General features: G+C 70.1%; 29 protein-coding genes. 5 read left to right on the forward strand and 24 right to left on the reverse strand.

Features of this window, described 5'->3' with window-relative positions; all coding sequences use genetic code 11:
* The 7 genes from VLI41_RS09165 to VLI41_RS09195 form a co-directional block, all read right to left on the reverse strand.
* A partial coding sequence (locus VLI41_RS09165) for a toll/interleukin-1 receptor domain-containing protein (protein ID WP_325267768.1) occupies nucleotides 1-377 on the reverse strand: 377 nt, incomplete at its 3' end.
* A gap of 104 nt (nucleotides 378-481) precedes the next feature.
* Nucleotides 482-877, reverse strand: coding sequence for a MerR family transcriptional regulator (locus tag VLI41_RS09170; RefSeq protein WP_325267769.1), 396 nt, complete (start codon nucleotides 875-877; stop codon nucleotides 482-484).
* A 15-nt stretch (nucleotides 878-892) separates the two neighbouring features.
* Nucleotides 893-1,195 (reverse strand): integration host factor subunit alpha, encoded by a 303-nt coding sequence (locus tag VLI41_RS09175; RefSeq protein WP_325267770.1) that lies wholly within the window; start codon nucleotides 1,193-1,195, stop codon nucleotides 893-895.
* A gap of 100 nt (nucleotides 1,196-1,295) precedes the next feature.
* Entirely contained in the window at nucleotides 1,296-2,276 is a 981-nt protein-coding gene (locus tag VLI41_RS09180) for a beta-ketoacyl-ACP synthase III (RefSeq protein ID WP_325267771.1), read from the reverse strand.
* Nucleotides 2,277-3,332 carry a phosphate acyltransferase PlsX gene (gene plsX, locus VLI41_RS09185; protein ID WP_325267772.1) on the reverse strand — a complete coding sequence of 352 codons (1,056 nt, stop codon included), beginning with the start codon at nucleotides 3,330-3,332 and terminating at the stop codon, nucleotides 2,277-2,279. It abuts the gene before it with no gap.
* Between the two features lie 91 nt (nucleotides 3,333-3,423).
* The gene (locus tag VLI41_RS09190; protein ID WP_325267773.1) at nucleotides 3,424-3,957 is read right to left on the reverse strand and encodes a DUF177 domain-containing protein; all 534 of its coding nucleotides are present in this window, start codon (nucleotides 3,955-3,957) and stop codon (nucleotides 3,424-3,426) included.
* Nucleotides 3,942-4,472, reverse strand: a complete 531-nt coding sequence (locus VLI41_RS09195; protein WP_325267774.1) for a ubiquinol-cytochrome C chaperone family protein — start codon at nucleotides 4,470-4,472, stop codon at nucleotides 3,942-3,944. Before VLI41_RS09195 ends, VLI41_RS09190 begins: the two co-directional genes overlap by 16 nt.
* Before the next feature lie 108 nt (nucleotides 4,473-4,580).
* Here VLI41_RS09195 and VLI41_RS09200 point away from each other — a divergent pair, with 108 nt between their 5' ends.
* On the forward strand, nucleotides 4,581-5,069 hold the full coding sequence (locus tag VLI41_RS09200; protein ID WP_325267775.1) for an outer membrane protein assembly factor BamE: 489 nt from the start codon (nucleotides 4,581-4,583) through the stop codon (nucleotides 5,067-5,069).
* A gap of 84 nt (nucleotides 5,070-5,153) precedes the next feature.
* On the opposite strand, the gene VLI41_RS09205 is transcribed toward VLI41_RS09200, so the two are convergent.
* Both VLI41_RS09205 and VLI41_RS09210 read right to left on the reverse strand, forming a co-directional pair.
* Nucleotides 5,154-7,280, reverse strand: coding sequence for a sodium-translocating pyrophosphatase (locus tag VLI41_RS09205; RefSeq protein WP_325267776.1), 2,127 nt, complete (start codon nucleotides 7,278-7,280; stop codon nucleotides 5,154-5,156).
* 196 nt (nucleotides 7,281-7,476) lie between these two features.
* On the reverse strand, nucleotides 7,477-7,887 hold the full coding sequence (locus tag VLI41_RS09210) for a hypothetical protein (RefSeq protein WP_325267777.1): 411 nt from the start codon (nucleotides 7,885-7,887) through the stop codon (nucleotides 7,477-7,479).
* Nucleotides 7,888-7,990: 103 nt separating this feature from the next.
* Here VLI41_RS09210 and VLI41_RS09215 point away from each other — a divergent pair, with 103 nt between their 5' ends.
* Nucleotides 7,991-8,947 carry a retroviral-like aspartic protease family protein gene (locus VLI41_RS09215; RefSeq protein ID WP_325267778.1) on the forward strand — a complete coding sequence of 319 codons (957 nt, stop codon included), beginning with the start codon at nucleotides 7,991-7,993 and terminating at the stop codon, nucleotides 8,945-8,947.
* Here VLI41_RS09215 and VLI41_RS09220 read toward each other — a convergent pair.
* The 9 genes from VLI41_RS09220 to glyA form a co-directional block, all read right to left on the reverse strand.
* Nucleotides 8,883-9,452 carry an isoprenylcysteine carboxyl methyltransferase family protein gene (locus tag VLI41_RS09220; protein ID WP_325267779.1) on the reverse strand — a complete coding sequence of 190 codons (570 nt, stop codon included), beginning with the start codon at nucleotides 9,450-9,452 and terminating at the stop codon, nucleotides 8,883-8,885. The two genes, VLI41_RS09215 and VLI41_RS09220, sit on opposite strands and share 65 nt — an antisense overlap.
* Nucleotides 9,449-10,498: a type III polyketide synthase gene (locus tag VLI41_RS09225; RefSeq protein ID WP_325267780.1), complete on the reverse strand. Its 1,050-nt coding sequence runs from the start codon at nucleotides 10,496-10,498 to the stop codon at nucleotides 9,449-9,451. The genes VLI41_RS09220 and VLI41_RS09225 overlap by 4 nt, the downstream gene beginning before the upstream one ends.
* A 66-nt stretch (nucleotides 10,499-10,564) precedes the next feature.
* Nucleotides 10,565-11,590: a thiamine-phosphate kinase gene (gene thiL, locus VLI41_RS09230; RefSeq protein ID WP_414692541.1), complete on the reverse strand. Its 1,026-nt coding sequence runs from the start codon at nucleotides 11,588-11,590 to the stop codon at nucleotides 10,565-10,567.
* Nucleotides 11,496-11,963 carry a transcription antitermination factor NusB gene (nusB, locus tag VLI41_RS09235; protein WP_325267782.1) on the reverse strand — a complete coding sequence of 156 codons (468 nt, stop codon included), beginning with the start codon at nucleotides 11,961-11,963 and terminating at the stop codon, nucleotides 11,496-11,498. Before nusB ends, thiL begins: the two co-directional genes overlap by 95 nt.
* Nucleotides 11,960-12,427, reverse strand: coding sequence for a 6,7-dimethyl-8-ribityllumazine synthase (locus tag VLI41_RS09240; protein WP_325267783.1), 468 nt, complete (start codon nucleotides 12,425-12,427; stop codon nucleotides 11,960-11,962). Before VLI41_RS09240 ends, nusB begins: the two co-directional genes overlap by 4 nt.
* Before the next feature lie 37 nt (nucleotides 12,428-12,464).
* Complete coding sequence (locus VLI41_RS09245) at nucleotides 12,465-13,055, reverse strand: riboflavin synthase (protein ID WP_325267784.1); 591 nt, start codon at nucleotides 13,053-13,055, stop codon at nucleotides 12,465-12,467.
* On the reverse strand, nucleotides 13,055-13,696 hold the full coding sequence (locus VLI41_RS09250; RefSeq protein WP_325267785.1) for a RibD family protein: 642 nt from the start codon (nucleotides 13,694-13,696) through the stop codon (nucleotides 13,055-13,057). The genes VLI41_RS09245 and VLI41_RS09250 overlap by 1 nt, the downstream gene beginning before the upstream one ends.
* 103 nt (nucleotides 13,697-13,799) lie before the next feature.
* Nucleotides 13,800-14,273 (reverse strand): transcriptional regulator NrdR, encoded by a 474-nt coding sequence (gene nrdR / locus VLI41_RS09255; protein ID WP_325267786.1) that lies wholly within the window; start codon nucleotides 14,271-14,273, stop codon nucleotides 13,800-13,802.
* A gap of 32 nt (nucleotides 14,274-14,305) precedes the next feature.
* Complete coding sequence (glyA, locus tag VLI41_RS09260) at nucleotides 14,306-15,547, reverse strand: serine hydroxymethyltransferase (RefSeq protein WP_325267822.1); 1,242 nt, start codon at nucleotides 15,545-15,547, stop codon at nucleotides 14,306-14,308.
* A gap of 234 nt (nucleotides 15,548-15,781) precedes the next feature.
* Here glyA and VLI41_RS09265 point away from each other — a divergent pair, with 234 nt between their 5' ends.
* A complete protein-coding gene (locus tag VLI41_RS09265; protein WP_325267823.1) occupies nucleotides 15,782-16,216 on the forward strand; it encodes a MucR family transcriptional regulator in 435 nt (144 codons plus the stop codon).
* Nucleotides 16,213-16,455, forward strand: a complete 243-nt coding sequence (locus VLI41_RS09270; RefSeq protein ID WP_325267787.1) for a hypothetical protein — start codon at nucleotides 16,213-16,215, stop codon at nucleotides 16,453-16,455. Before VLI41_RS09265 ends, VLI41_RS09270 begins: the two co-directional genes overlap by 4 nt.
* On the opposite strand, the gene hemA is transcribed toward VLI41_RS09270, so the two are convergent.
* From hemA to VLI41_RS09295, 5 genes are all read right to left on the reverse strand, one after another.
* Complete coding sequence (gene hemA / locus VLI41_RS09275) at nucleotides 16,452-17,678, reverse strand: 5-aminolevulinate synthase (protein ID WP_325267824.1); 1,227 nt, start codon at nucleotides 17,676-17,678, stop codon at nucleotides 16,452-16,454. The two genes, VLI41_RS09270 and hemA, sit on opposite strands and share 4 nt — an antisense overlap.
* A 187-nt stretch (nucleotides 17,679-17,865) precedes the next feature.
* The gene (gene mmsB / locus VLI41_RS09280; RefSeq protein WP_325267788.1) at nucleotides 17,866-18,774 is read right to left on the reverse strand and encodes a 3-hydroxyisobutyrate dehydrogenase; all 909 of its coding nucleotides are present in this window, start codon (nucleotides 18,772-18,774) and stop codon (nucleotides 17,866-17,868) included.
* Nucleotides 18,775-18,804: 30 nt separating this feature from the next.
* Nucleotides 18,805-19,557 (reverse strand): methyltransferase, encoded by a 753-nt coding sequence (locus tag VLI41_RS09285; protein ID WP_325267789.1) that lies wholly within the window; start codon nucleotides 19,555-19,557, stop codon nucleotides 18,805-18,807.
* Nucleotides 19,558-19,600: 43 nt separating this feature from the next.
* A complete protein-coding gene (locus tag VLI41_RS09290) occupies nucleotides 19,601-20,653 on the reverse strand; it encodes an enoyl-CoA hydratase/isomerase family protein (protein ID WP_325267790.1) in 1,053 nt (350 codons plus the stop codon).
* Complete coding sequence (locus VLI41_RS09295) at nucleotides 20,650-21,786, reverse strand: isobutyryl-CoA dehydrogenase (protein ID WP_325267791.1); 1,137 nt, start codon at nucleotides 21,784-21,786, stop codon at nucleotides 20,650-20,652. Before VLI41_RS09295 ends, VLI41_RS09290 begins: the two co-directional genes overlap by 4 nt.
* 81 nt (nucleotides 21,787-21,867) lie before the next feature.
* On the opposite strand from VLI41_RS09295, the gene hemB reads away from it, so the two are divergent.
* A complete protein-coding gene (gene hemB, locus VLI41_RS09300; protein WP_325267792.1) occupies nucleotides 21,868-22,884 on the forward strand; it encodes a porphobilinogen synthase in 1,017 nt (338 codons plus the stop codon).
* Here the strand turns inward: hemB and VLI41_RS09305 are convergent.
* Nucleotides 22,845-23,882 (reverse strand): SPOR domain-containing protein, encoded by a 1,038-nt coding sequence (locus tag VLI41_RS09305; RefSeq protein WP_325267793.1) that lies wholly within the window; start codon nucleotides 23,880-23,882, stop codon nucleotides 22,845-22,847. The two genes, hemB and VLI41_RS09305, sit on opposite strands and share 40 nt — an antisense overlap.
* Between the last annotated feature and the right edge of the window lie 57 nt (nucleotides 23,883-23,939).

Here is a 23,939-nt window from a genome sequence, read left to right on the forward strand (position 1 = left end):
CGCTGGGCGAGCTGCTGGATCGCGAACTCCCAATCGGCGAAGAAGTCGATCCACTGCCGCGTGGCGAACTCGTAGGCGAACGCATCGTTGGGGCTCACGTCCTCGATGCGGAGCGGCACCACGATCAGCTTGCTCTGGCTGGCCAACGCCAGCTCCTTGTTCATCTCTTCGGAATTGTTCGAGTTGGAGGTGAACACCAGGAGCATGATCTTCGCCTGGCGGATCGCGCGAACGATGGCGGACTGGAAGTTCTCGCCCGGCTGGATGTCGCGCGCCGAGATCCAGCACTTGAAGCCGCGGCTCTCCAGCGCCGAGCACAGCGTCATCGCGACCTTGCGGTCCTGCGATGCGAAACTGATGAAGATGTTGGCGCCCATGGAACTCCGACACGCAAGCCGCCGCACAGGCGTGGTAACTAACGGGTTCGCCCGGCGAGCCGCAACCTCTAACTGACCGCCGTTCTCGCGGGCCGGCGGCTTGCTCAGGCCTTCAGGACGCCGTCCAGCCGATGCTTGGCGGCCTCCAGGTCGTGCAGCATCTCGCGCAGGCGCTCCCGCCCCTCGGGCGTGATCTCGGCGGAAGCCTTCGAACCGGGCGCGACGGTCTCGCCCTCGCCGGCCGCGACCAGCCGGCGCAGGCCCTGCTCGCGATGCAGGCGCTGGACGCCCTTGATGGTGTAGCCCTCGTCGTGCAGCAGCCGGCGCACGCCCCTGAGCACGGCGATGTCGCTGGGGCGATAGAAGCGCCGTCCGCCGGCCCGTTTCATCGGCTTGATGAAGGCGAACTTGGTCTCCCAGAAGCGCAGCACGTGCTGCGGCACGTTCAGCTCGTCGGCCGCCTCGGAGATGGTCCGAAACGCTTCCGGCCCCTTGGCCACGGGATCAGCGGGTCCTCACCGCGAGAGCGCCTTGTCGACCCGCGCCTTCATCACCTGCGAGGCGCGAAAGCCGATCACCCGCCGCGGATCGATCGCGGCCGGCGCGCCCGTCTTGGGATTGCGGCCCATCCGGGCGCGTTTGGCGCGCACCTGGAACACGCCGAAGCCGGAGAGCTTCACCTGCTCGCCGCGCTCGAGCGCCTTGGCCATCAGCTCCAGCACGCGCTCGACCAACTCCCCGCAATCTTGACGGGTGAGCCCCACGTCCTCGTGGACCGCCTCGCAAAGGTCGGCCCTGGTCACCGTTTCGCCTTTCATGCTCGCCCGTATTCCCCCGAAGCGATGAGATGAGCCTGCCCTGATTGTCTCATCAGGTCAAAGACTTCAAGCGGGAGTTCGAAGATTGTGCTTGAGGGCCCTAAAGGCGAAGCACGCAGGCCCCCCAGGTGAGCCCACCGCCCATGGCCTCCAGGAGCAGCAGCTGGCCAGGCTTCACGCGCCCGTCGCGCACGCCGGCGTCGAGCGCCAGGGGGATCGACGCGGCCGAGGTGTTGGCGTGCTGAGCCACGGTGGAGATCACCTTCGCCTCGTCGATGCCGACCCGCCGGGCGACGCCCTCGAGAATCCTCTGGTTGGCCTGGTGGGGGATGAACCAGTCGACGCTGGCAACGGCGATGCCGGCGTCATCCGCGGCGGCGTGGATCGCCTCGGAGATGTTGACCACGGCGTGGCGGAACACCTGGTTGCCCTGCATGCGCAGGTGGCCGACCTGGCCGTTGGTCGAGGGACCGCCGTCCACGTACAGCAGGTCCTGCTTGGTCCCGTCGGCGCGCAGCGCGAAGCCGAGCAGGCCGCGGTCGGCCGTGGTCCCCTGCCCCGCTCCCGGCTCCAGCACCACCGCGCCGGCGCCGTCGCCGAACAGGACGCAGGTGCCGCGATCGGTCCAGTCCATCAGCCGGGTCATGGTCTCGGCGCCGATCACCAGGGCGCATTTCGAGCGGTCGCGGCCGACGAAGCCGTCGGCGACGGACAGCGCATAGACGAAGCCCGAGCACACCGCCTGCACGTCGAAGGCGACGCCCACCGGGCAGCCCAGCTTGCGCTGCACGATGGCCGCCGTGGCCGGAAAGGTGAGGTCGGGCGTGGTGGTCGCCACCACGATCAGATCGACGTCGGCGGGGGTTCGGCCGGCGGCCTCGAGCGCGCGCGCGGCCGCGGCGACCGCGAGATCGGACGCCGCCTGGTCAGGGGCGGCCTTGCGGCGCTCGTGGATGCCGGTTCGCTCGCGGATCCACTGGTCGGAGGTCTCGACCACATGGGCGAGGTCGTCGTTGGTCACCACCCGATCCGGCAGGTAGCCGCCGACCCCTGTCACCACGCTACGCAGGACGCTGGTCAATCAGTGGGCTCCATCGACGGCGGTCGGGCCGGTCTCCGCGAGCGCGGCCGGGAGCCTCCTCATATTGCGTTCGATCTCCGCCGCGAAGCCGCTTTGCGCCAGGTCGACCGCGACACGAAGCGCCTGGGCGAAATCGCGGCCGCTGGCGCCGCCGTGCACCTTGAGCACCAAGCCGTTCAGGCCGAGCAGCGGAGCGGCCGGCTGGGGGTTCATCTTGTCGCGGAACTTCATCAGCGAACCGCGGGCCAGCAGCGCCCCGGCGCTGGCCAGCACCCCGGAGCTCAGCGCGCCGCGCAGCTCGCTGGTGATGAAGCGGAGGGCGCCCTCCATGGCCTTCAGGGCGACGTTGCCGGTGAACCCGTCGGTGACCACCACGTCGATCCCGCCGCGGGTGAGGTCGTCGCCCTCGACGAAGCCGCGGTAGTCGAGCTCGAAGCCGCCCTCTCGCAGCGCCCGGTTGGCCTGGCGGACCTCCTCGTGGCCCTTCATCTCCTCCGAGCCGACGTTGAGCAGGCCGACGGTGGGGTGCGGCTTGCCGTGCGCCGCGCGATGGTAGGCCTCGCCCATGATGGCGAACTCGACCAGCCGCTCGGCGTCGCAGTCGACGTTCGCCCCTGCGTCCAGAAACGTGGTGACCCCGTTGGGCGTGGGGATCGAGGCGACCAGGGCCGGGCGCTCCAGGTCGGCGCTCATCCGCAGGATCAGCTTGGAGATCGCCATCAGCGCGCCGGTGTTGCCCGCCGAGACGGCGGCCGCAGCTTCGCCTTCGCGCACCGATTCCACGGCGTTCCACATGGACGAGCCCTTGCCGCGCCGCAGCGCCTGCGCCGGCTTGTCGTCCATGCCGATCACCTTCTCGGCGTGACGGATGATCACGCGCCCGGCGGCGGCGGAGTGCTGCGCCACCTGCGGCGCGAGCTGCGCTTCGTCGCCGTGCAGCAGGAAGCACACATCGGCGGGGACCTCGGCCAGGGCGCGCGCGACGGCGGGGATCACCACGGACGGTCCGTGGTCTCCGCCCATGGCGTCGATGGAAATCACCAGGGATTGGGTCAAGGCGGCGCTATCGTCCCTCAAGCGGCCAAGCCCGCGGAATCGGCGCGACGATACGCCGGGGGCAGGTAAGCATGCAAACGGCCGCTCCCGCTCAGGGCTTGCGATCCTTCAGCGCCTTGAGCGCCGCGAACGGCGACTCCGTCTCCGCCGGCGGCGTGAATTCAAACGCGACATCCGGCTTCCGGGGGAACGGATCGATCTCCAGGGCCAGGTGCTCGAGCACGACCGCGGCGAGATCGATGTCGCGGCCGGGCAGCACGTCGGGGGGATCGGGCGCCGCGGGATCGTAGGTCACCTCCCCACCTTCCGCGGCGGGCCCGTTCGGGCTGCCGGCGGGCACGAGACGCACCTCGATCTCGCCGGAAATCGGCTGTTCGAATGGATCGAGGCTGACTGAGCAAAGCTGCTCGACGACCGCCTCGAAGCGGCCGGTCACCTCGGCGCCGTCGAGCCAGGGCCGGACCGTGAGATCGGCCGTGAGGGACGGAAGGCTCTCGAGGCCCAGGTCGTGAGCGGCCTTGGACCGCTCCGCCGCATCGGGTTCGAGCCGCACGTGGAGGGGCTCTTGGGCCAGTTCGTAAAGGTGGAGCGGGATGCGCCAGCTGCGGATCACGGCGTCGTCCATCGGACCTCGCCCTCCAGAAGGCTCGCGATGGGCAGGGCCGCCAGCGCCGCTCGCTGGGCGAGCACATAGGCGACGAGCGCCGGGGCGCGCGCAGCGTCCGTCCCCTCATAGACAGTGCGGCCGAGAAGCGCCGTCAGCTCCGCCTCCTCGGGCAGGGCCGCGATGGCCGCCAGGTAAGACCGGACCCGACCGTAGAAGGCCTCCCCCAGCTTGCGCATCTTCTTGCCGACCGACAGGTCGCCCACCCCGAGCTCGCGCAAAGCCTCGTCGAGCGCCTCGAGGTAGGCGTCGAACAGCGCCTGGCCGGTCTCGGAGGCTCGCCCGCCCTGATGCTGCAGCCGCTCCAGGAGCAGCACGAGGTGCAGGGTGTAGATCTCGAAGCGGCCCTCGACGGTATCGGGCGCGCCAAGCCCGGCATAGAGCTCCGGCATGCGCGACTGTTCGACCACGCGGGCGTAGAGCGCGCGGCCTGCGACCTGCACGGGCCTGGGCCGGAACAGACGATCGATGAGCATGCAAGCCTCGATTTCGCCCAAAGGCGGGACTAAAGGCGGCATTGAACTAAGGGGCGTGCGACGATAGGTCAAAGTCTCTCGCTGTCAGAACGGGCTCCGCAATTGCACATGTTTCGTCGCGTCGTCTTCGCCGCCGCCGCTGCGAGCCTTCTGGCCGCCACGGGGGCCTGCTCGCCGATCGCCACCTATTCGGGCTTCCAGGCCATCGAGGCCAACCCCAAGGACGTCAAGGTGGGCGTCGACACCAAATCCACGGTGCGCGGCAAACTGGGCTCGCCCTCGACCACCTCGACCTTCGATCCCAACATCTGGTTCTACATGAACCAGGTGAAGCAGAGGGTCGCCTTCCGCCGTCCGCAGGTGGTGAGCCGCAACATCACCGCCATCGCCTTCAACAAGGACACCGACCTGGTGGAGAGCGTCCACAACTACACGCTGAAGGACGGCAAGGTGATCGCCTACAACAACCGCGAGACCCCGACGCGCGGCCGCGAGATCACCATCCTCGAGCAGATGATCGGCTCGGTCGGGCACTCGATCCTGCCGCCGAACGACGACGAGGGCGTCCCCGGCAACCGTCCCGGCGACCGCCGGTAGCGCCGCCTCACCCGCAAGCGAGCGAAACGAAAGACGCCCCGGAGAGCGCTCTCCGGAGCGTCTTCGTGCGACCTGGGCCGAGGCTCAGCGGATCACGCCGTGGAACAGCATGGCGAGCAGCAGCAGCGCCACGATGTTGGTGATCTTGATCATCGGGTTCACGGCGGGGCCCGCGGTGTCCTTGTAGGGGTCGCCGACCGTGTCGCCGGTGACGGCGGCCTTGTGGGCGTCGGAGCCCTTGCCGCCGTAGTTGCCTTCCTCGATCAGCTTCTTGGCGTTGTCCCACGCGCCGCCGCCCGAGGTCATGGAGATGGCGACGAACAGGCCGGTGACGATCACCCCCATCAGCATGGCGCCCAGCGAGGCGAAGGCGTTCACCTTCCCGCCGATCACCCGCATGACGTAGAACAGCACGATCGGCGAGGCCACCGGCAGCAGGGACGGCACGATCATCTCGCGGATCGCCGCCCGCGTCAGGATGTCCACCGCCCGGCCGTACTCCGGCTTGACCTCGCCGGTCATGATGCCCGGGTTCTCCTTGAACTGGCGGCGCACCTCGGCGACCACGGATTCGGCCGCCCGGCCGACGGCGGTCATCGAGAGGCCGCCGAACAGGAACGGCAGCAGGCCGCCGAGCAGCAGGCCGACCACCACATAGGGGTTGGACAGGTCGAAGCGGACCTCGCCGAGCCCGTCGAACACCGAGCCCGCCGGCGCATTGGCGGCGAAGAACTTCAGGTCCGAGGTGTAGGCCGCGAACAGCACCAGCGCGCCCAGGCCCGCCGAGCCGATCGCATAGCCCTTGGTCACCGCCTTGGTGGTGTTGCCGACCGCATCGAGCGCGTCGGTGGAGACGCGGACCTCGGGCGGCAAGCCGGCCATCTCGGCGATGCCCCCGGCGTTGTCGGTCACCGGCCCGAAGGCGTCGAGCGCCACGATGAACCCGGCCAGCGACAGCATCGCGGTGGTGGCGATGGCGATGCCGAACAGGCCCGCCAGGCTGTAGGCGATCAGGATGCCGATCACGATGGTCAGGGCCGGCAGGGCGGTCGATTCCAGCGACATGGCGAGGCCCTGGATGACGTTTGTGCCGTGGCCGGAGACCGAGGCCTTGGCCACCGACTTCACCGGCCGGAAGCCGGTGCCGGTGTAGTATTCGGTGATCACCACGATGGCGGCGGTGACGCCCAGGCCGACCACGCCGCACCAGAACAGGCTCATGGCGTCGAACGTCAGGTCGCCCACCGTGACCGGGGCCGGCACGAGCTGGTTGGTGACGAACCAAAGGGCGATGATCGACAGCACGCCGGTCACGATCAGGCCGCGATAGAGCGCGCCCATGATGTTCCGGTTCTTGCCCAGGCGGACGAAGAAGGTGCCGATGATCGAGGTGATGACGCAGATGCCGCAGATCGCCAGCGGCAGGAGCATCATGTCGTCCACCACCGGCAGGCCGCGGAAGAAGATGGCCGCCAGCACCATGGTCGCGACGGTGGTCACCGCATAGGTTTCGAACAGGTCGGCGGCCATGCCCGCGCAGTCGCCCACGTTGTCGCCAACGTTGTCGGCGATGGTCGCGGCGTTGCGGGGATCGTCCTCGGGGATGCCGGCCTCGACCTTGCCCACCATGTCGCCGCCGACGTCGGCGCCCTTGGTGAAGATGCCGCCGCCGAGACGGGCGAAGATGGAGATAAGGGACGCCCCGAAACCCAGCGCCACCAGGCTGTCGATGACGTCGCGGCTGGTCGGGTCGAAGCCCAGCCCCAGGGTCAGGATGGTGAAGTAGACCGTGACGCCCAGCAGCGCGAAGCCAGCCACCAGCATGCCGGTGACCGCGCCCGAGCGGAACGCCATCGAGAGGCCCTTCTCGAGCCCTTCCGAGGCGGCCTGGGCGGTGCGCACGTTGGCGCGCACGCTGATCAGCATGCCGGCGAAGCCGGCCGCGCCGGACAGCACCGCGCCGATCAAGAAGCCGACCGCCGCCAGCGGGCCGATCAGCGCCGCAACGATGATCAGAATGACGACGCCGACAATGGCGATCGTGGTGTATTGCCGCCGCAGGTAGGCTTGCGCCCCTTCCTGGATCGCGGCCGCGATCTCCTGCATCCGGGCCGTGCCGGCGGAGGCCCGAAGCAGCGCGCTCGACTGAACGGCGCCGTAAAGCACCGCCAGCAGCCCGGCTGCGATCACCAAAGTCAGCGTAAGACCCATATCGTGCGCATCCCTCTCCGCGCGGAAGGCGAACCGCGGGCGCGAAAGGCGCGCGCCGCCGGTCCTGTCCCAGCCCAAGTTTCCCGAATTCAAAGGCGCAAAGGACCTGCGCCCCGAAAAGCGGCGCGATTAGTGCCAAAGTTGCTCCGCGGGCGCAACCGGCGCGCGGATAAGCTTTGTCAGGTTCTTACGATTTTCAGGACCTGGGGTTGGCGAGCCGATGCTGCGGCGTCTGCGATGTGACGACCACCGAACGCACCACGCCCGGCCCGGCGATGGCCGCCGCTTCCCGCATCATCGCCGCGCAGAGCCGCGGTTCGTCGATCCGGTTCACGTCGCCCGGCGCCCCGAACGGCGTGCGATGGGCGCTGCGGACCAGGGCGTCGCGAAAGTACGGCTCCTTGTCGCGGAGCCGCAGGGCGTCGGCGGCCGGCGCGAGGTTCAGGCGCAGGTAGACGAACACGTAGTTGACCAGCCGGCCCTGCGCGACGACCGGCAGGCCCACCGGCAGGATGTCGACATACTGGCCGACCTGGGCCGGCGCCGCGGCGGCCGGCGCGGCGAAGCTCAGGAGAAGGGCGGCGGCGATCAGGGCGGGTCGAAGCATGCGGCGAGTTTCGCGCGCGCCGGTTTCCGCAAGGTTGAAGCGCGACCGCCGGGCGCCCGGCCGCGAACGGTGCTATGCTGACGCGGTCGCGGAGGTGAGGCGCATGGGGATGCTTCTCGATCGGCGCCAGGCGGGGCTTGGGCTGCTCAGCGCCGCGGGCGCGTTCGCCCCGCTTCGCGCCTGGTGCCAGGCGACCCAGCCGGACGGGCCCGCCGTGATTGCGCCGGCCGACCAGGAGCCCTCGACCCAGCTGCAGACCGAACGCGATCCGTTCAAGCACATGCTCGCGCCGGTCACGATCAACAAACAGGGTCCGTTCCAATTCCTGATCGACACCGGCGCCAACGTGAGCTGCGTCTCGCGCGACCTCGCCGAACGGCTGGCCTTGCCGCCGGATCGCCCGGCGCCGGTGCATACGCCCGTGGGCGTGCGGATTCGGCCCACCGTGCTGATCGAGCGGCTGGACGTCGGAGCACGGACCCGGCGGCGGGTGCGGACGGCGACCTTCACCGGCCTCGGCCCGGGAATCGACGGCGTGCTGGGCGTCGACTGGCTGGCCGGCCAGAGGCTGGCGCTCGACTTCAAGACCAGACGCCTGGAGATCACCCGTTCGCGCGACGAGTTCGAGAGCCGCACGCGGGTGATCGTTCCGGCCCGCCGCAGGCTCGGCCAGCTCACTATCGTCGACGCCGATCTGGGCGGCCACCGGATCAGCGCCATGATCGATTCCGGCTCGCAGGCGACGATCTGCAACAAGCCGCTGCGCGATCTGGTGACGCGCATGGAGCGCGGTCGGCCCGACGGGCAACCTCACTATGAAGTCAAGCTCGAGACGCTCGCGGGCGAGCCCTTCGACGGCGAGATGTTCTACCTGCCGTTCCTGAAGTTCGGGGGCCTGCAGCTCGGCAACGTGCCCACCGTCTATGCCGAGACCGACATCTTCGAGCTGTGGGGCCTGAAGACAACGCCGGCCGTGGTGCTGGGCATGGACCTGCTCACCCAGTTCGAGGCGGTGGCGCTGGACTACGGCCGCTCGCGCGTGCGCTTCGACCTGGCCTGACCTCGGTCTCGGGAGCCTGGGAACGCGAGAGCGCGCCGGCCTCGGCGCGGATGCGCACCCACAGGACGACGGCGTTGAACGCTGAGAACACGGCCGCGTACACCGGCATGTGGAAGACCAGCGGCAGCACGGCGATCTCCCCCACCACCACGGCGTAGTTGGGATGCGCGAAGAACCGGTAGGGTCCGCGCCGCACCAGCGGCTCGCCCGGCAGGCTGATGATCCGCGTCGTCCACCGCGCGCCCAGGCTGAGGAGCGTCCAGGCGCGCAGCCCCTGCAGGATGACATAGACCGCGAGCCAGCCCAGGTCGGCCGGACGGTCCCAGGCGAGCAGCCACAGGCCGGCTAGCCAGGCTGCGTGCAGGCCCACGATCAGCGGATAGTGCCGCGCCCCGACCTCGACCGCGCCGCGCGCCAGCAGCCGCGCCGTATTGCGCCGGGCGAGCGCCAGTTCCCCGAGCCTCTGCAGGCTGACCAGGCACAGCACCAGGATCGACAGCGTCATGCGGCGAGCAAGGTCACCGTGCTGGCGGTGAACCCAGGTCCCAGCGCGGAAAGCGCCGAGCGGCGCGGCAGACCTTTGCGCCGCAGGCGCTCGAGGATGAAGAGCACGGTCGGGGCGGACATGTTGCCGTGCTCGGCGAGGATCTCGCGCTCGGCGTCGAGCGCGCCCTGGCCCAGGTCCAGCGCCGCTTCCAGGGCCTCGATCACCTTCGCCCCACCCGGATGGCAGATGAAGCGATCGATGTCCTCCACCGCGAGCCCCTGCGCCTGGAGCATGCCCTCCATCGCCGGACGGAGCATCTTGTGCACGAAGGGCGGCACGCTCTGGCTCAGCACAACCCCCAGGCCCATCTCGTCCACGCGCCACCCCATGATGTCGAGGCTGTCCGGCCACGTGTGCTCGGCGAACCCGGCGACCTGCAGGAAGCCTTGGTCGCCGGCCCGCAGCACGCAAGCGGCCGCACCATCGCCGAACAGAGCGGTGGCGACGATGTCGGTGGCGGTCACCTCCTCGTTGCGAAAGGCGAGCGTGCAGAGCTCGACGGTGACGAACAGCACGGTCGCGCCGGGCTGGGCCGCGGCGAGCCGGGCGGCAAGCGCCAGGCCTGTCGCCCCGCCGGCGCAGCCCACCCCGAACAGCGGCACGCGTGCGGCGTCGGGCCGGAAGCCGAGGCGGCCCATCGCGCGGGCCTCCAGGCTGGGCGTGGCGACGCCTGTCGTCGAGGCGGTGACGATGATGTCGATATCGGCGCCGGTCAGGGCCGCCGCCTCCAGCGCCCTCTCCGCGGCCTTGCAGAACAGGTCGAGCGCACCCTCGAGATAGGTGGCGCTGCGCTCCGTCCAGCTACGCGGCTCCAGGTACCATTCGATCGGCCGCACGGCCTGGCGGCGGCGCACGCCGGCGTTGTCGAAGACGCTCGCCAGCCGCTCGACGAGCGGGAAGCGCTCGCGGAACACCTCGAGCACGGTGTCGCGCACCTGGTCCTGGACGAGCTCGTAGGCCGGCGCGGCGGTTGCGAGCGAAATCAGTCCGACGGGAGGCGGCATGGAGGGCTCCGCAGGAAGGCTTTGCCGCAGCGGAACCCCCGGGCGGGCGCGTGGTTCCGCTTCAACCTAGAGGTGACGCCAACCGCCGGACCCCGGATCGAGGCGCAAGCCGGCCATGCGGACCTCGATCCCCGCCCCATCCACGACGTCTCCGACCCGGGCGAACCCCGGCATCCCAGGGTCGGCGACCGCCGCCGTGCAAACGATCTCATAGTCGTCGCCGCCCACGGCGAGGCTCAGCCGCGCCGCGGCCTCGTCCGGCTGATCGGCGAGCCAGCGCCGCGCCGCTGCGGAGAGCGGCAGGCGTTCGAGGTCGAGGCGCAGCCCGACGCCGCTGGCCTCGGCGATGTGCCCAGCGTCGGCGACCAGCCCGTCCGAGACGTCGGCCGCCGCGGTGGCGTGCGCCCGCAGCAGCTCGCGCAAATCCAGGCGCGGCGTCGGACGCCGATAGCGTTCGACCAGGCCTCCGCTCGGGTCGTTGAGCTGGCCCTTGGCGACTGCCAGGCCCAGGGCCCCGTCGCCGACGGTCCCGCTGACCCAGAGGCCCTCCCCCGGCCGGGCGCCGGCGCGGCGCAGCATCCGGCCCTCGGGAACCCAGCCCAGCGCTGTAAAGGACCCCCAGAACGGGCCGGGCGTCGCCACCGTGTCGCCGCCCAAGAGATCGACGCCGAAGGCTGCGAGATCCGCCCCCAGGGCCGCGGCGAACGCCGCCCGCTCGTCCGGTCCGAAGCGCTCCGACCAGGCGACTGCCAGGAAACCGGCGAACGGCTCGGCGGCTTTGGCGGCGAGGTCCGAGAGGTTCACCCGCACCAGCTTCTGCGCGAGCAGCCCCGGCGCCTCGCCGAAGGGCGCGTGCACCCCCTCGACGATAGCATCCTTGGTGACCACCAGGTCGAACCCCGGCCGGCCCGGCACGACCGCGGCGTCGTCCAGCAGGTCGAACGCGCCCGCCGCCCCGCGCGTCAGCGGACGGAACAGCCGCGCGATCTCGCCGAATTCATCCGCCGCGGACATCCTGGGCCACCGCGTCGAGCACGCCGTTGACGAAGCCGGGCTCCGGCCCCTCGAAGAAGGACTTGGCCAGCTCGACATATTCGTCGATGGCCACCTCGGTCGGGACATCCGGCCGGTGGGCGAGCTCGTAACCGCCGGCGCGCAGCATGGCGCGCACCGTGGCGTCGATGCGCTCCAGCCGCCAGCCCGCGGCGAGTCGTCGGGCGATCGCCGCGTCGATCTCGCGCTGATGGGCGACGACGCCGCGGACCAGGTCGGCGAAAAAGGCCTCGTCGGCCGAGGCGAGCGTCGCGCCCTCGGCGGTCTCATCCGGCAGGGCGCGATCGAAGCGGTGCTCGCTGAATTCGCGGATCACGCTCTCCGCGCCGGCGCCGGAGACCTCCATCTGGTAGAGCGCCTGGATGGCGGCGAGCCGCGCCACCGAGCGCGCCTGCTTGCCCGGCGCGCTCATCGGCGGGCGCCGAGCAGTTGCTGCTTCAGCCCGATCATCTCCAGGGCGGCCCGCGCCGCCCCGCCGCCCTTGTCGGCCTGCGATGGCTGCGCGCGGGCGAGCGCCTGGGCCTCGTCCTCCACGGTCAGGATGCCGTTGCCGATCGCCAGCCGGCGGCCGACCGCCAGGTCCATGAGGCCCCGGGCGCTCTGGTTCGAGACGATCTCGAAGTGATAGGTCTCCCCGCGGATCACCGTGCCCAAGGCCACATAGCCGTCGTAGCGCGCGCCGCCGGCAGGGCGGTGGCCCCCCTCCTCCGCGAAGGCGATGGCGGCCGGGATCTCCAGCGCGCCGGGGACGGTGACCACGTCATACTCTGCGCCGAAGGCGTCGAGCACCGCCTTGGCTCCCGCCAGCAGCAGGTCGGCCAGGTGCTCGTAGAAACGGGCCTCCACGACCAGGATCCGGATCTTTTCGTCGCTCATCGCGGCTTCGGCCCTCGCGCTCGTCGCGCGACCCGCTTTAGGCCGTTTCGCGCCAGCGGGCGAGATAGCGCGCCAGCATGTCGATCTCCAGGTTGACCCGGGAGCCCGGCCTCAGCTCGCCGAGCGTGGTCACCTCCCAGGTGTGCGGGATCAGGTTCACGCCGAAGACGTCATCCTCCACGTCGTTGACCGTCAGCGAGACGCCCTCGATCGTGATCGAGCCCTTCGGGGCGATGAAGCGGTGCAGGGGCCTGGGGGCACGGATCCGCACCCGGTGCGAACCGCCCTCGCCGGCCACCGAGAGCACCTCTCCGACGCCGTCCACATGACCGGAGACGATATGCCCGCCGAGCTCGTCGCCGAGCTTGGCGGCGCGCTCCAGGTTCACCCGCCGGCCCTCGCTCCAGGCGCCGAGCGTCGAGACGGCAAGCGTCTCGCCCGAGACCTCGACGGCGAACCAGCCCTCCCCCTTCTCGACGACCGTCAGGCAGACGCCCGCATGATTGATGGAGGCGCCCAGATCGATATCGGAGACGTCGAAGCCGGTCTCGATCTCGAAGCGCCGGTCGCGGTTGGTGTCCCGCACCGCTCGAACGCGGCCCACGTCAGTGACGATCCCGGTGAACATCAGGCCTTCTCGTAGCGCTCCCAGAGGTCGGGGCCGAGCTCGCGGACCTCCACCCGCCGGAAATGGGGCGCGTCCGCCAGCGCCGCAATGGCGAGGGCGCCGACGCCTGGGCGACCCTCGCCGCCGATCACCAGCGGCGCGCGGAACCACTCGAGCGCGTCGACGAGGCCGCAGCGCAGGAAGCTCGCCGCCACCTGGCCCCCGCCTTCGACGAAGATCCGCGAAAGCCCTTCGGCGTTCAGCGTCTCGACCACCGTCCTCAGCTCGGGGCGGTCCTCGCCCAGCGCACGGACCGTGAGCACGCGCACGCCGGCCGCCGTGAGACGCGGCTCGGGCGCGGCGGTCGCGACGACGTAGGTCGGGATCTCGCGGGCGGTGGCGATCAGCTTGCACTCAGGAGGAAGCCGTTGGCGGCTGTCGAGCACGACGCGCGCCGGCTGGCGGCCGTTGTAGCCGGCCAGCCGCACCGTGAGCTCGGGATCGTCGGCCAGCGCCGTCTCGATGCCCACCAGCACCGCATCGTGTTCGGCGCGCAGACGGTGGACCTGCTCGCGGGCCGCCTCACCGGTGATCCAGCGGCTCTCGCCCGAGCCGGTCGCGATCCGCCCGTCGAGCGAGGTGGCGAGCTTGAGGGTGATCATCTCGACCGCTCATCCCCGCGAAGGCGGGGATCCAAGCTGAAGCTCCGTTGGCAAGGCGGCGAGTCCGCATGGGTTCCCGCCTTCGCGGGAACGAGCGGCTGATTCACCTGTTGCTCTCCGCCGGCTCGGTCAGGCCCTCCTCGCCCAGGAACTTGGCGAAGTCCTGCGTCTCGCGGAAGTCGCGGTAGACCGAGGCGTAGCGGACGTAGGCCACGTCATCGAGCTGCTTGAGATGCTTCATGACCAGTTCGCCGACCGCCGAGGACGGCAGCTCGGTCTCGCCCATGCTTTCCAGCTGGCGCACGATCGCCGAGATGGTCCGCTCGACCTGCTCCGGGTCCACCGGGCGCTTGCGGATGGCGATGGCGACGGAGCGCGCGAGCTTGTCGCGATCGAACGGCGTGCGCCGCCCCGAGCGCTTGACGATGGTCAGCTCGCGCAGCTGCACGCGTTCGAAAGTGGTGAAGCGGCCGCCGCATTCCGGACAGAGCCTTCGACGCCGGATGGCGGCGCCGTCCTCGGAGGGACGGCTGTCCTTGACCTGGCTTTCGGCGTGGCCGCAGAACGGGCAGCGCATGATTTAGCCCCCCCTCACGGCACTAAACGCTATTAGGTGTAGATGGGGAAGCGCTTCGTGAGTTGGAGGACTTCGCCGCGGACCTTCGCCTCGACGTTGGCGTTGTCGCCGCCCGCCCTCAAGCCATCCAGCACCTCGCCGATCCATCTGCCGACCTGGCGGAATTCCGCCGGGCCGAAGCCGCGTGTCGTGCCGGCCGGAGACCCCACCCTGAGCCCCGAAGTCTGCACCGGCGGCAGCGGGTCGAACGGGATGCCGTTCTTGTTGGTGGTGATGCCGGCCCGCTCCAGCGCCACCTCGGCCTCCGCGCCGGTCACGCCCTTGGGCGTCAGGTCGACCAGCATCAGATGGCTGTCGGTGCCGTTGGAGACGATCTTGAAGCCGGCGCTCTGCAGGCTGTCGGCGAGCGCGCGGGCGTTCTCGATCACCTGGCGGGCGTAGAGCCTGAATTCCGGCCTCAGCGCCTCGCCGAACGCCACGGCCTTGGCCGCGATGACATGCATCAAGGGCCCGCCCTGCAGGCCCGGGAACACGGCGCTGTCGATCTTTCGGGCGAGCTTCCTGTCGTTGGTCAGGATCATGCCGCCGCGCGGCCCGCGCAGCGTCTTGTGGGTCGTGGTGGTGACGATCTGGGCATGCGGGAACGGGTTCGGGTAGACCCCCGCCGCCACCAGCCCCGCATAGTGGGCGATGTCGGCCATCACGATGGCGCCCACCTTGTCGGCGATCTCGCGGAAGCGGGCGAAGTCGATCTGCCGCGAATAGGCGCTGCCGCCGCAGATGATCACCTTCGGCCGCTCGGCGAGCGCCACTTCCTCGGCCTGATCGTAGTCGATCAGGTGGTCCTGGGCGCGGACGCCGTAGTGCACCGGCCGGAACCACTTGCCGGACTGGTTGACGTTCTTGCCGTGGGTGAGATGGCCGCCGGCCGCCAGGTCCATGCCCATGAAGGTGTCGCCCGGCGTCATGGTGGCCATGAACACCGCCTGGTTGGCCTGGCTGCCGGAATGCGGCTGCACATTGGCGAACTCGCAGCCGAACAGCCGTTTGGCCCGCTCTTGCGCCAACCGCTCGGCTTCATCGACCCGCTCGCAGCCGCCGTAGTAGCGCTTTCCCGGATAGCCCTCGGCGTACTTGTTGGTGAGCACGCTGCCTTGCGCTTGCAGCACCGCCTTGGAGACGATGTTCTCCGAGGCGATCAGTTCGATCTGGTCCTGCTGGCGCTCGAGCTCGGAGCTCAGCACCTGCGCAAGCTCCGGATCGCTGCGGTCCACGCCGTCGGCGAAGAAGTGATCGGTCTCGGGCTGGGCTTGCACGTGCAGGGTCAAGGGCGGGCCTTTCGGAGGGCGTCAGGCCTCATCGGGCGAGGCGAGCGCTGTTTACCCTTATCCGCCGCGGCTTCCAACGGCGGGCGGGAACGAACGCCGAAGTGTCGCGTTAGTCGCTAGCCCATGGTGCAGGCGCAAGCCTGCCCCGCGTGCAGCGTGCAGGCGATCAAGGGGGAGCAGATGAGCGTTGGACCCGGACCCGAAACGCATTCGGGCGAGGAGCTGTTGCGGTTGGGAGCCGGGATCGTCGCCGCTTACGTCAGTCGCAATTCGGTCTCCGCCGAGGCCGTTCCAGACATCATCCGCACAGTTCACCAGACGCTGGAGAGCATCACCCGCGGAAGCGCCGCGCTCAGCGAGGAGCGGCCGAAGCCGGCCGTTCCGGTCGGCCGTTCCGTGCAGCACGACTACATCGTCTGCCTGGAGGACGGGAAACGCCTGAAGATGCTCAAGCGCTATCTCCGCTCCCGCTACAACATGAGCCCGGACGAATACCGCCGCCGCTGGAACCTGCCGCCGGATTATCCGATGGTCGCGCCGGCCTATGCGGCCCGGCGCTCGGCGTTCGCCAAGCAGATCGGCCTGGGTCGCGGCGTACGCCGGCGCAAGGCATGAGCGCGCTGCGTCCGGACGGGGCGATCCGACCCTTCAGCAAGTCGGGCTACGAGATCCTTGACGACAATATCGAACGCGGCGAGCTGGTCATCTGGTCGGTGAGTCCGACCAAGCCCAGGATCGGCGACAGCCTGCTGATCGAGAGCGGCGGGCGCCCCTATGACGCGGCGGTGGGCGAGGTCCGCACCTTCAAAGGCGGCTGGAGCGCCACCTGCCGCGCGAAGCCGCTCGTGGACTAGGCCGCGACGCCGCCAACCCGCTTGATGTTGCAGCGGACCCAGAGCGCCTCGAGCGCGGCGGTCAGTTCGTCCATCATCCCGTCGGTGTGCGCCGGCGAGGGCGTGAAGCGCAGCCGCTCGGTGCCGCGCGGCACCGTCGGATAGTTGATCGGCTGGACGTAGATCCCGTGATCCGCCAGCAGGATGTCGGAGATCATCTTGCAGTGCACCGGATCGCCCACCAGCACCGGCACGATATGGCTGACCGAGGGCATCACCGGAAGCCCCGCCCTGGCGAGCTTCGCCTTCAAGGCTGCAGCCCGCGCCTGGTGGACCTCGCGGACTTCGTTGTGCGCCTTCAGCCAGCGGATCGAGGCCGCGGCGCCCGCCGCCAGCGCCGGCGGGATCGAGGTGGTGAAGATGAAGCCGTCGGCGTAGCTGCGGATCGCGTCGACGATCGCCCCGTCGGCGGCGATGTAGCCGCCCATCACGCCGAACGCCTTGCCGAGCGTGCCCTCGATGATGTCGATCTCGGCCATGACGCCGTCGCGCTCGGCGACGCCCGCCCCGCGAACGCCGTACATGCCGACCGCATGGACCTCGTCGAGATAGGTCATGGCGCCGTACTTCTTGGCGAGCGCCACGGAGCCGGGCAGGTCGGCGATGTCGCCGTCCATGGAATAGACGCTCTCGAAGGCCACGACCTTGGGCGCCTCGGCGGGCGCGGCGGCGAGCAGCTCCTCCAGGTGGGCGAGGTCGTTGTGCCGGAACACGTGACGCTCGCAGCGCGCCCCGCGGATTCCCGAGATCATCGAATTGTGGTTGAGCGCGTCGGAGAAGATGATCACGCCCGGCAGGATCTTCGAGAGCGTCGACAGCGTCGCCTCGTTGGAGACGTAGCCGGAGGTGAACAGCAGCGCCGCTTCCTTGCCGTGCAGGTCGGCGAGCTCGCGCTCCAGCGCCACGTGATACTGGGTGGTGCCCGAGATGTTGCGGGTGCCGCCGGAACCGGCTCCCGCCGCCTCGATCGCCTGGTGCATGGCGTCGAGCACGATCGGGTTCTGCCCCTGGCCGAGATAGTCGTTGGAGCACCACACCACCACGTCCTGCTGGCCCCCGTCGGGCCGCGTCCAGGTGGCGTGCGGGAACTCGCCGCGATGCCGCTTCAGGTCGGCGAACACCCGGTAACGGCCTTCGCCGCGGATCTTCTCGAGCGCGGCGCGGAATGCGGACTGGTAATCCATCGACATCACTCCCGCCTGGACGTTCGACGATCTTGCGCCCGAGGCGGTTCCCCTTTCGACACTCCGGCTTTTCGCACCGGAGGCGCCTGTTGTCTACCTGAGCCGCCCCCGATACGGCCCCGATCCGGCCCGATATGGGCGATGGCCAACAGATCGGAGGGCGATCTAACCCGCCCCGCCGGCGTCGTCACATCGCGGCTTCGTGCGCGGTGGCGATCCGCCCGCGGAACAGCTCGAGGATCGCCGAGAAGTCCTTGCCGCCGTAGCCGAGCCGATCGAACAGCGCGTAGAGGCCCTCCGCGGTCGCGCCGAGGGGCGCCGCCGCCCCGGCCCTCGCGGCCGCCTCCTGGGCGAGCTTGAGGTCCTTCAGCATCATGGCCGTGGCGAAACCGCCCTCGTAGCCGCGATTGGACGGCGCCGCGGGAACCGGCCCCGGCCACGGGCAGTAGCTCGTCAGGCTCCAGCACTGGCCGGACGACTGCGAGGAGATCTCGAAGAATTTCAGAGGATCCAGGCCCAGCTTCTCGGCCAGCGCGAGCGCCTCGCAGACCCCGATCATCGAGACGCCGAGCACCATGTTGTTGCAGATCTTCGCCGCCTGCCCGGCCCCGTGGTCGCCGGCCCGCACGGTGATCCGGCTCATCGGCTCGAGCGCCGCCTGGACCGCCGGGAAATCGGCTTCGTCGCAGCCCACCATGAAGGCCAGCGTTCCGGCGTCCGCAGCCGCCGTGCCGCCCGAGACCGGTGCGTCGGCGAAGCGGAACCCGCTCGCCTTGGCCTGCGCGGCGACCGCACGGGCGCTCTCGACGTCGATGGTCGAGCAGTCGATCAGCAGCGCCGACCTGGGCGCATTCGGCAGCACCTCCTCCGCATAGACCTGCCGCACGTGCGATCCGGCCGGCAGCATGGTGATGACCGCCTCGGCCTCGGCGACCGCCTCGGCGGCCGAGCCCGCCGCCTGGCAGCCCGCGCCCGCGGCCTTGTCGAGGGCCGTCTTCGAGAGGTCGTAGGCCATGACCCGCCGCTGCGCCCTGGCCTGGTTGGCGGCCATCCCGCCGCCCATGTTGCCCAGGCCGATGAACGCGATACGGATCATGGCGAACTCCCAAGCGATTCCTTCAGCTTGTTACGGCCTGCGGAACTTGTAGATGAACTGATCCGTGTGGTGGCGGATGGACGGATCGAACACGTTCTTGTCGTGCGGATCGGCAGGGTTCGCCAGGATCTTGCTCTCGCCCGCGAACTTGAAGCCGGCCGCCTCGACCTCCTTGCGCACCACCGCCGGGTCGATCCGGTGCAGGGTATGGGTGACGTTCGGGTCGCCGGGCAGCGCCACGTGATCCAGCACCACGTACTCGCCGCCGGGCTTCAGCGCGTTGAAGACGCTCTTGTTGAACGCCGCCATGTCGAAGTTCGGGATGTTGTGCAGGTCATGGTAGTTCTGCGCCGTGAACACGATGTCCGCCGGGGTCGGCACGGACAGCGCCGCCGGCGAAGCCTTGATCGGCTTGACGTTCGCATAGGCCGGCTCCGCCGCCAGCGTCTCGATGGCCGGCGTCGGCGTGGGCTTGGCAGGGTCGCTCGACGGCCGCGGTGGCGGATAGATCGCGTAGACCGTCCCCTTGGGCCCGACCGCTTTCGAGAGCAGGCGGGTGAAATAGCCGCCGCCGGGGATCAGCTCGACGACAGTCATGCCGGGCTTCACGCCCACGAAATCGAGCGTCTCGGCGGGCTTGCGCGCCGCATCGAGCGCCGTGTCGGCGGCCGGGCGGCCCTTGTCGGCGACGGCGGCCGTGATGTTGGCGGCAGGCTTGGCCATCACCGCGCCTGCGGAGAGCGCCGCGGCCACGACGGCCGTCAGCAGGAGCTTGGATTTCATCGCGATGTTCCTCCCAAGGCGATCCTTTGAACTCGCCCTGCGGTCAAGGTAGGGGCGACCAGGCCTGACCGGAAGCCAGACTTGCGAAAATGCCGTCCACGGCCGCCTCGCTCACATCCTCAAGCCGGGCGGGCGCCCACTTCGGCGCGCCATCCTTATCGACGATCACCGCGCGAACGCCCTCCAGGAAGTCGTGGCCGACCGTCAGGCGGTGGGCGATGCGATACTCCATCTCCATCACTTCGGTGAAGCTCGTGGCCCTGGCGCCGAGCTGCAGTTGCCGGAAGGCGACCTTCAGGCTGGTCGGCGATTTCGATGCGATCGCGCTGGCCTGCTCGCGCGCCCAGTCGCTGTCCGCGGCGTGCAGCGCGCGCACGATCGCCTCGACGCTGCCGCCGGCGAAGAAATGGGCGATCTCGTCCTGATGGGCGGCGAGCGGAGGGCGGCCCGGATCGGCCTCGAACTCGGTGAGCAGGGTCTCCAGCGCCGCCGGGCGTTCGACAATCGCCGCCTTGAGCGCTTCGAGCCTCGCCGCCTCCACATAGTCGGTGATCACGCCCAGCAACTCGCAATCGGCCGCCCTGATGCGCGCTCCGGTGAGCGCCAGCCACAGGCCGATGTGGTCCGGCATGCGCGCCAGATACCAGCTGCCGCCGACGTCCGGGAAAAGGCCGATGCCGGTCTCCGGCATGGCGAACACCGTCCGCTGCGTGCCGACCCGGAATCGCGCCGGACGCGAGATCCCGACCCCGCCGCCCATCACCACCCCGTCCATGAAGGCCACCACGTGCTTGGGGTAATGGAACAGCAGATTGTCCAGCCGGTACTCGGTGAAGAAGAACTCCCGCGCCGCAATCCCATCGCCGGCCCCGCTCTCGGCCAGGGTGCGGATATCGCCGCCGGCGCAGAAGCCGCGCTCGCCCGAGTGGTCGAGCATGACGATCTCCACGGCGGGATCGCTCCGCCAGGCGGCGAGCGCGGCGATCATCTCCCGGCACATCGGCGTGGTCAGGGCGTGCAGCGCCTGCGGCCGGTTCAGCGTCAGCCGCCCCACCCGGCCCTCGATCCGCACGATGACCTCCGGGCCCTCGCTCATCGCGAAAGCTCCCGGGCGATGATCACCCGCATGATCTCGTTGGTGCCTTCGAGGATCTGGTGGACCCGCAGGTCGCGCACGATCCGCTCCAGGGGGAAGTCCTTCAGGTAGCCGTAGCCGCCGTGCAGCTGCAGCGCCTGGTTGGCCACCTCGAACCCGGCGTCTGTCGCGAACCGCTTGGCCATGGCGCAGTATTGCGTGGCCTTCGGATTCTGCTGGTCGAGCGCATGCGCCGCCCGGCGCACCATCAGGCGCGCGGCCTCCAGCTCGGTCGCCATGTCGGCGAGCCGCCACTGCAGGCTCTGGAACTCGCTCAGCGCCCGGCCGAACTGCTTGCGGGCGTCGAGATAGGCCCTGGCGGTGTCGAGGGCGAACCCCGCCCCGCCCAGCGAGCAGGAGGCGATGTTGATCCGCCCGCCGTCGAGGCCGGCCATGGCGAACCTGAATCCCTCGCCTTCGGCGCCGATGCGGTTCGCTTCGGGCACGCGGCAATCGTCGAAGTTGACCTGGGCGGTGGGCTGGGCGTTCCAGCCCATCTTGCGCTCCTGGGCGCCGAAGGAGAGGCCAGGCGAGCCCTTCTCGACCACGAAGGCCGAGATGCCGCCCGCCCCCTCCCCGCCCGTGCGCGCCATGACGACGTAGATGTCGGAGACCCCGGCGCCGGAGATGAAGGCCTTGGCCCCGTCCAGCACGTAGTCGCCGCCCGCTTTCCTCGCGGTGGTCCTCAGCGCCGCGGCGTCCGAGCCCGAACCCGGCTCGGTCAGGCAGTAGGAGGCGATCAGCTCCATGCGCGTCAGCCGCGGCAGGTAGCGGCGCCGCAGCTCCTCGGAGCCGAAGCGGTCGATCATCCACGAGGCCATGTTGTGGATCGACAGGAACGCCGCGGTGGTCACGTCGCCAGACGAGAGCTGCTCGAAGACGATGCAGGCGTCCAGCCGCGACAGCGCCGAGCCGCCCACGTCCTCGCGCACGTAGAGCCCGGCGAACCCCAGCTCGGCCGCCTTGCGCAGCACGTCGGTCGGGAAATGTTTCTCCTCGTCCCAGCGGGCGGAATGGGGCGAGAGCTCGGCCTCTGCGAAGGCGCGGGCGGCGTCTTCGATCGCCCGCTGGTCGTCGGTGAGGCTGAAATCCATGGCTTGCGCCTTGGCTCCGCCGCGCCGGCAAGTCAATCGTCGACCTTGCGTCCGAAGCTGCGATGCGCGACAGGCGCTGGCATGACCCGGGCCCCGCTCGCCAGCTATCCCGCGCTGCGCCTCCGCAGGCTGCGCCAGGCGGACTGGATCCGCCGGCTGGTGCGCGAGACGGTGCTGACGCCGGCCGACCTGATCTGGTCGCTGGTGATCCACGAGGGCGAGGGCCAGGTCCCGGTGGCCTCGATGCCCGGGATCATGCGGCTGTCGGTGAAGGACGCCGCCGCCGCCGCGAAGCAAGCGAAGGCGCTGGACATCCCCGCGATCGCGGTCTTCCCCCATATCGACGGCGCCCGGAAGGACGCCCAGGGATCCGCCGCGCTGGATCCGGACGGCCTCGTCGCGCGCGCCGTCAAGGCGATGAAAGACGCCGCGCCCGAGGTCGGGATCATGTGCGACGTGGCGCTCGACCCCTTCACCACCCATGGGCACGACGGCCTGGTCCTGGGTGGCCGGATCGACAACGACGCCACGGTCGAGCAGCTGGTCGCCCAGGGGCTGATGCAGGCCAGGGCCGGCTGCGACATTCTCGCCCCCTCCGACATGATGGACGGGCGCTGCGGGGCCCTGCGCCGGGCGTTGGAGGCCGAAGGGCTGCAGGACGTCATGATCATGTCGTACGCCGCCAAGTACGCCTCGGCCTTCTACGGGCCCTACCGCGATGCGATCGGTTCGGGGAAGCTGGGCTCCGGCGAGGTCGCAAACCCTGCCGACAAGAAGACCTACCAGATGGACCCGGCCAATTCGGACGAGGCGCTGCGTGAGGTGGCGCTCGACATCGCCGAGGGCGCGGACATGGTGATGGTCAAGCCTGGCCTGCCCTACCTCGACATCGTCCGCCGGGTTGCCGAGGCCTTCGCGCTGCCGACCTTCGCCTTCCAGGTCTCGGGCGAGTACGCCATGCTGATGGCGGCCGCCCAGAACGGCTGGCTCGACGAGGAGCGCGCGATCCTGGAGAGCCTCGGGGCGTTCAAGCGCGCCGGCGCGGCCGGCGTGATCACCTACTTCGCGCCACGCGCGGCCAGGTTGCTCGCCGGCTGAGCGGCTTCGCCGGCTCTGCCGCGTCGCGGGGCGCCCTCGTCCATGGGTCGGACATAGCAGGTCTGGCGGGCCTTGATCAGGCTGGCGCAGGCCTGTTCGGCGGCCTCAGCGCTCGGGAAGCCCGCCAGGCGCGCCGTATAGCGGCGCTTGCCGCTGATGTCGGACGTATCGATGCTGACCGTCAGGCCGTCGGCGGCGGCGCCCAGCGTCCTGCGTGCGGCTTCCATGGCCTTGCGGGCGCCGGTCTCCGAGGGGCCGCGCGTGATCTGCAGAAAGTACGGGCGCCCCGGGGCGGGCTTCACCGCGGAATTCGGGGCGCTCGCCGGCAGGGTGACGGTCTGAGTGGTCGTCGCCGGCGTCGCTGCGGCGGCGGCGGCCTTGCCGTCCGCGGACGGTTTGGCGTCGGCCGCGGGCGCAACCGCCCTCGTTTCATAGATCTCCACGACCTCCGGAGGCTTGCCCTCCGGCTCCGCCGAAATCTTGGGGCCGCCCGGCTTGCTGAGGGCGGCTCCAGAGGCCGCGAGCAGCGGGCGCAGCGGCCAGGCGAACGCCGGGTCGCAGGCCGCCGCCAGGAGCTTCGCCGAGGGCTCCCCAGGATGCGGCGATGTCCAGTCCGCATCCGGCGCGCCTGAGACTGGAGGGCCGCGGCGGTTCTGCTGCCGATAGCTGGCGCTTCGGATGACCCGCAGCCGCCCGCCTCGGCAGTCGACGAGCAGGTTGGCGTCCCAGGATTGGAAGCCATGGGTCGCAGACCAGCCGGGCGCCCGCGCCTCGGTGCGGACCAGGGCGATCACCTCGCCGGTCGGCGACGGCGCCCCGAGCGGCTCGAGGCTGTAGACATTGTCCGGCTCGACGATCGCCACCTGGGCCGGGCGCAGGTCGGTGTTCTGCGCAAGCCAGGCCAGGAGATCCCCGGCCGCCGGCGCGGCGAGCGCGGGCGCCGCCGCCAAGGCGGCCGCCGCGGTCAGGCTCAGGCTGAGCTTGGAGGATGGGAGCATGCGGGAACGCTACGCGGGAGACGGCTAAGGCCGGCTTAACCGCGTTGGCCGGCCCGC

The organism is Phenylobacterium sp. (genome assembly GCF_035475775.1).
GTDB lineage: Bacteria > Pseudomonadota > Alphaproteobacteria > Caulobacterales > Caulobacteraceae > Phenylobacterium.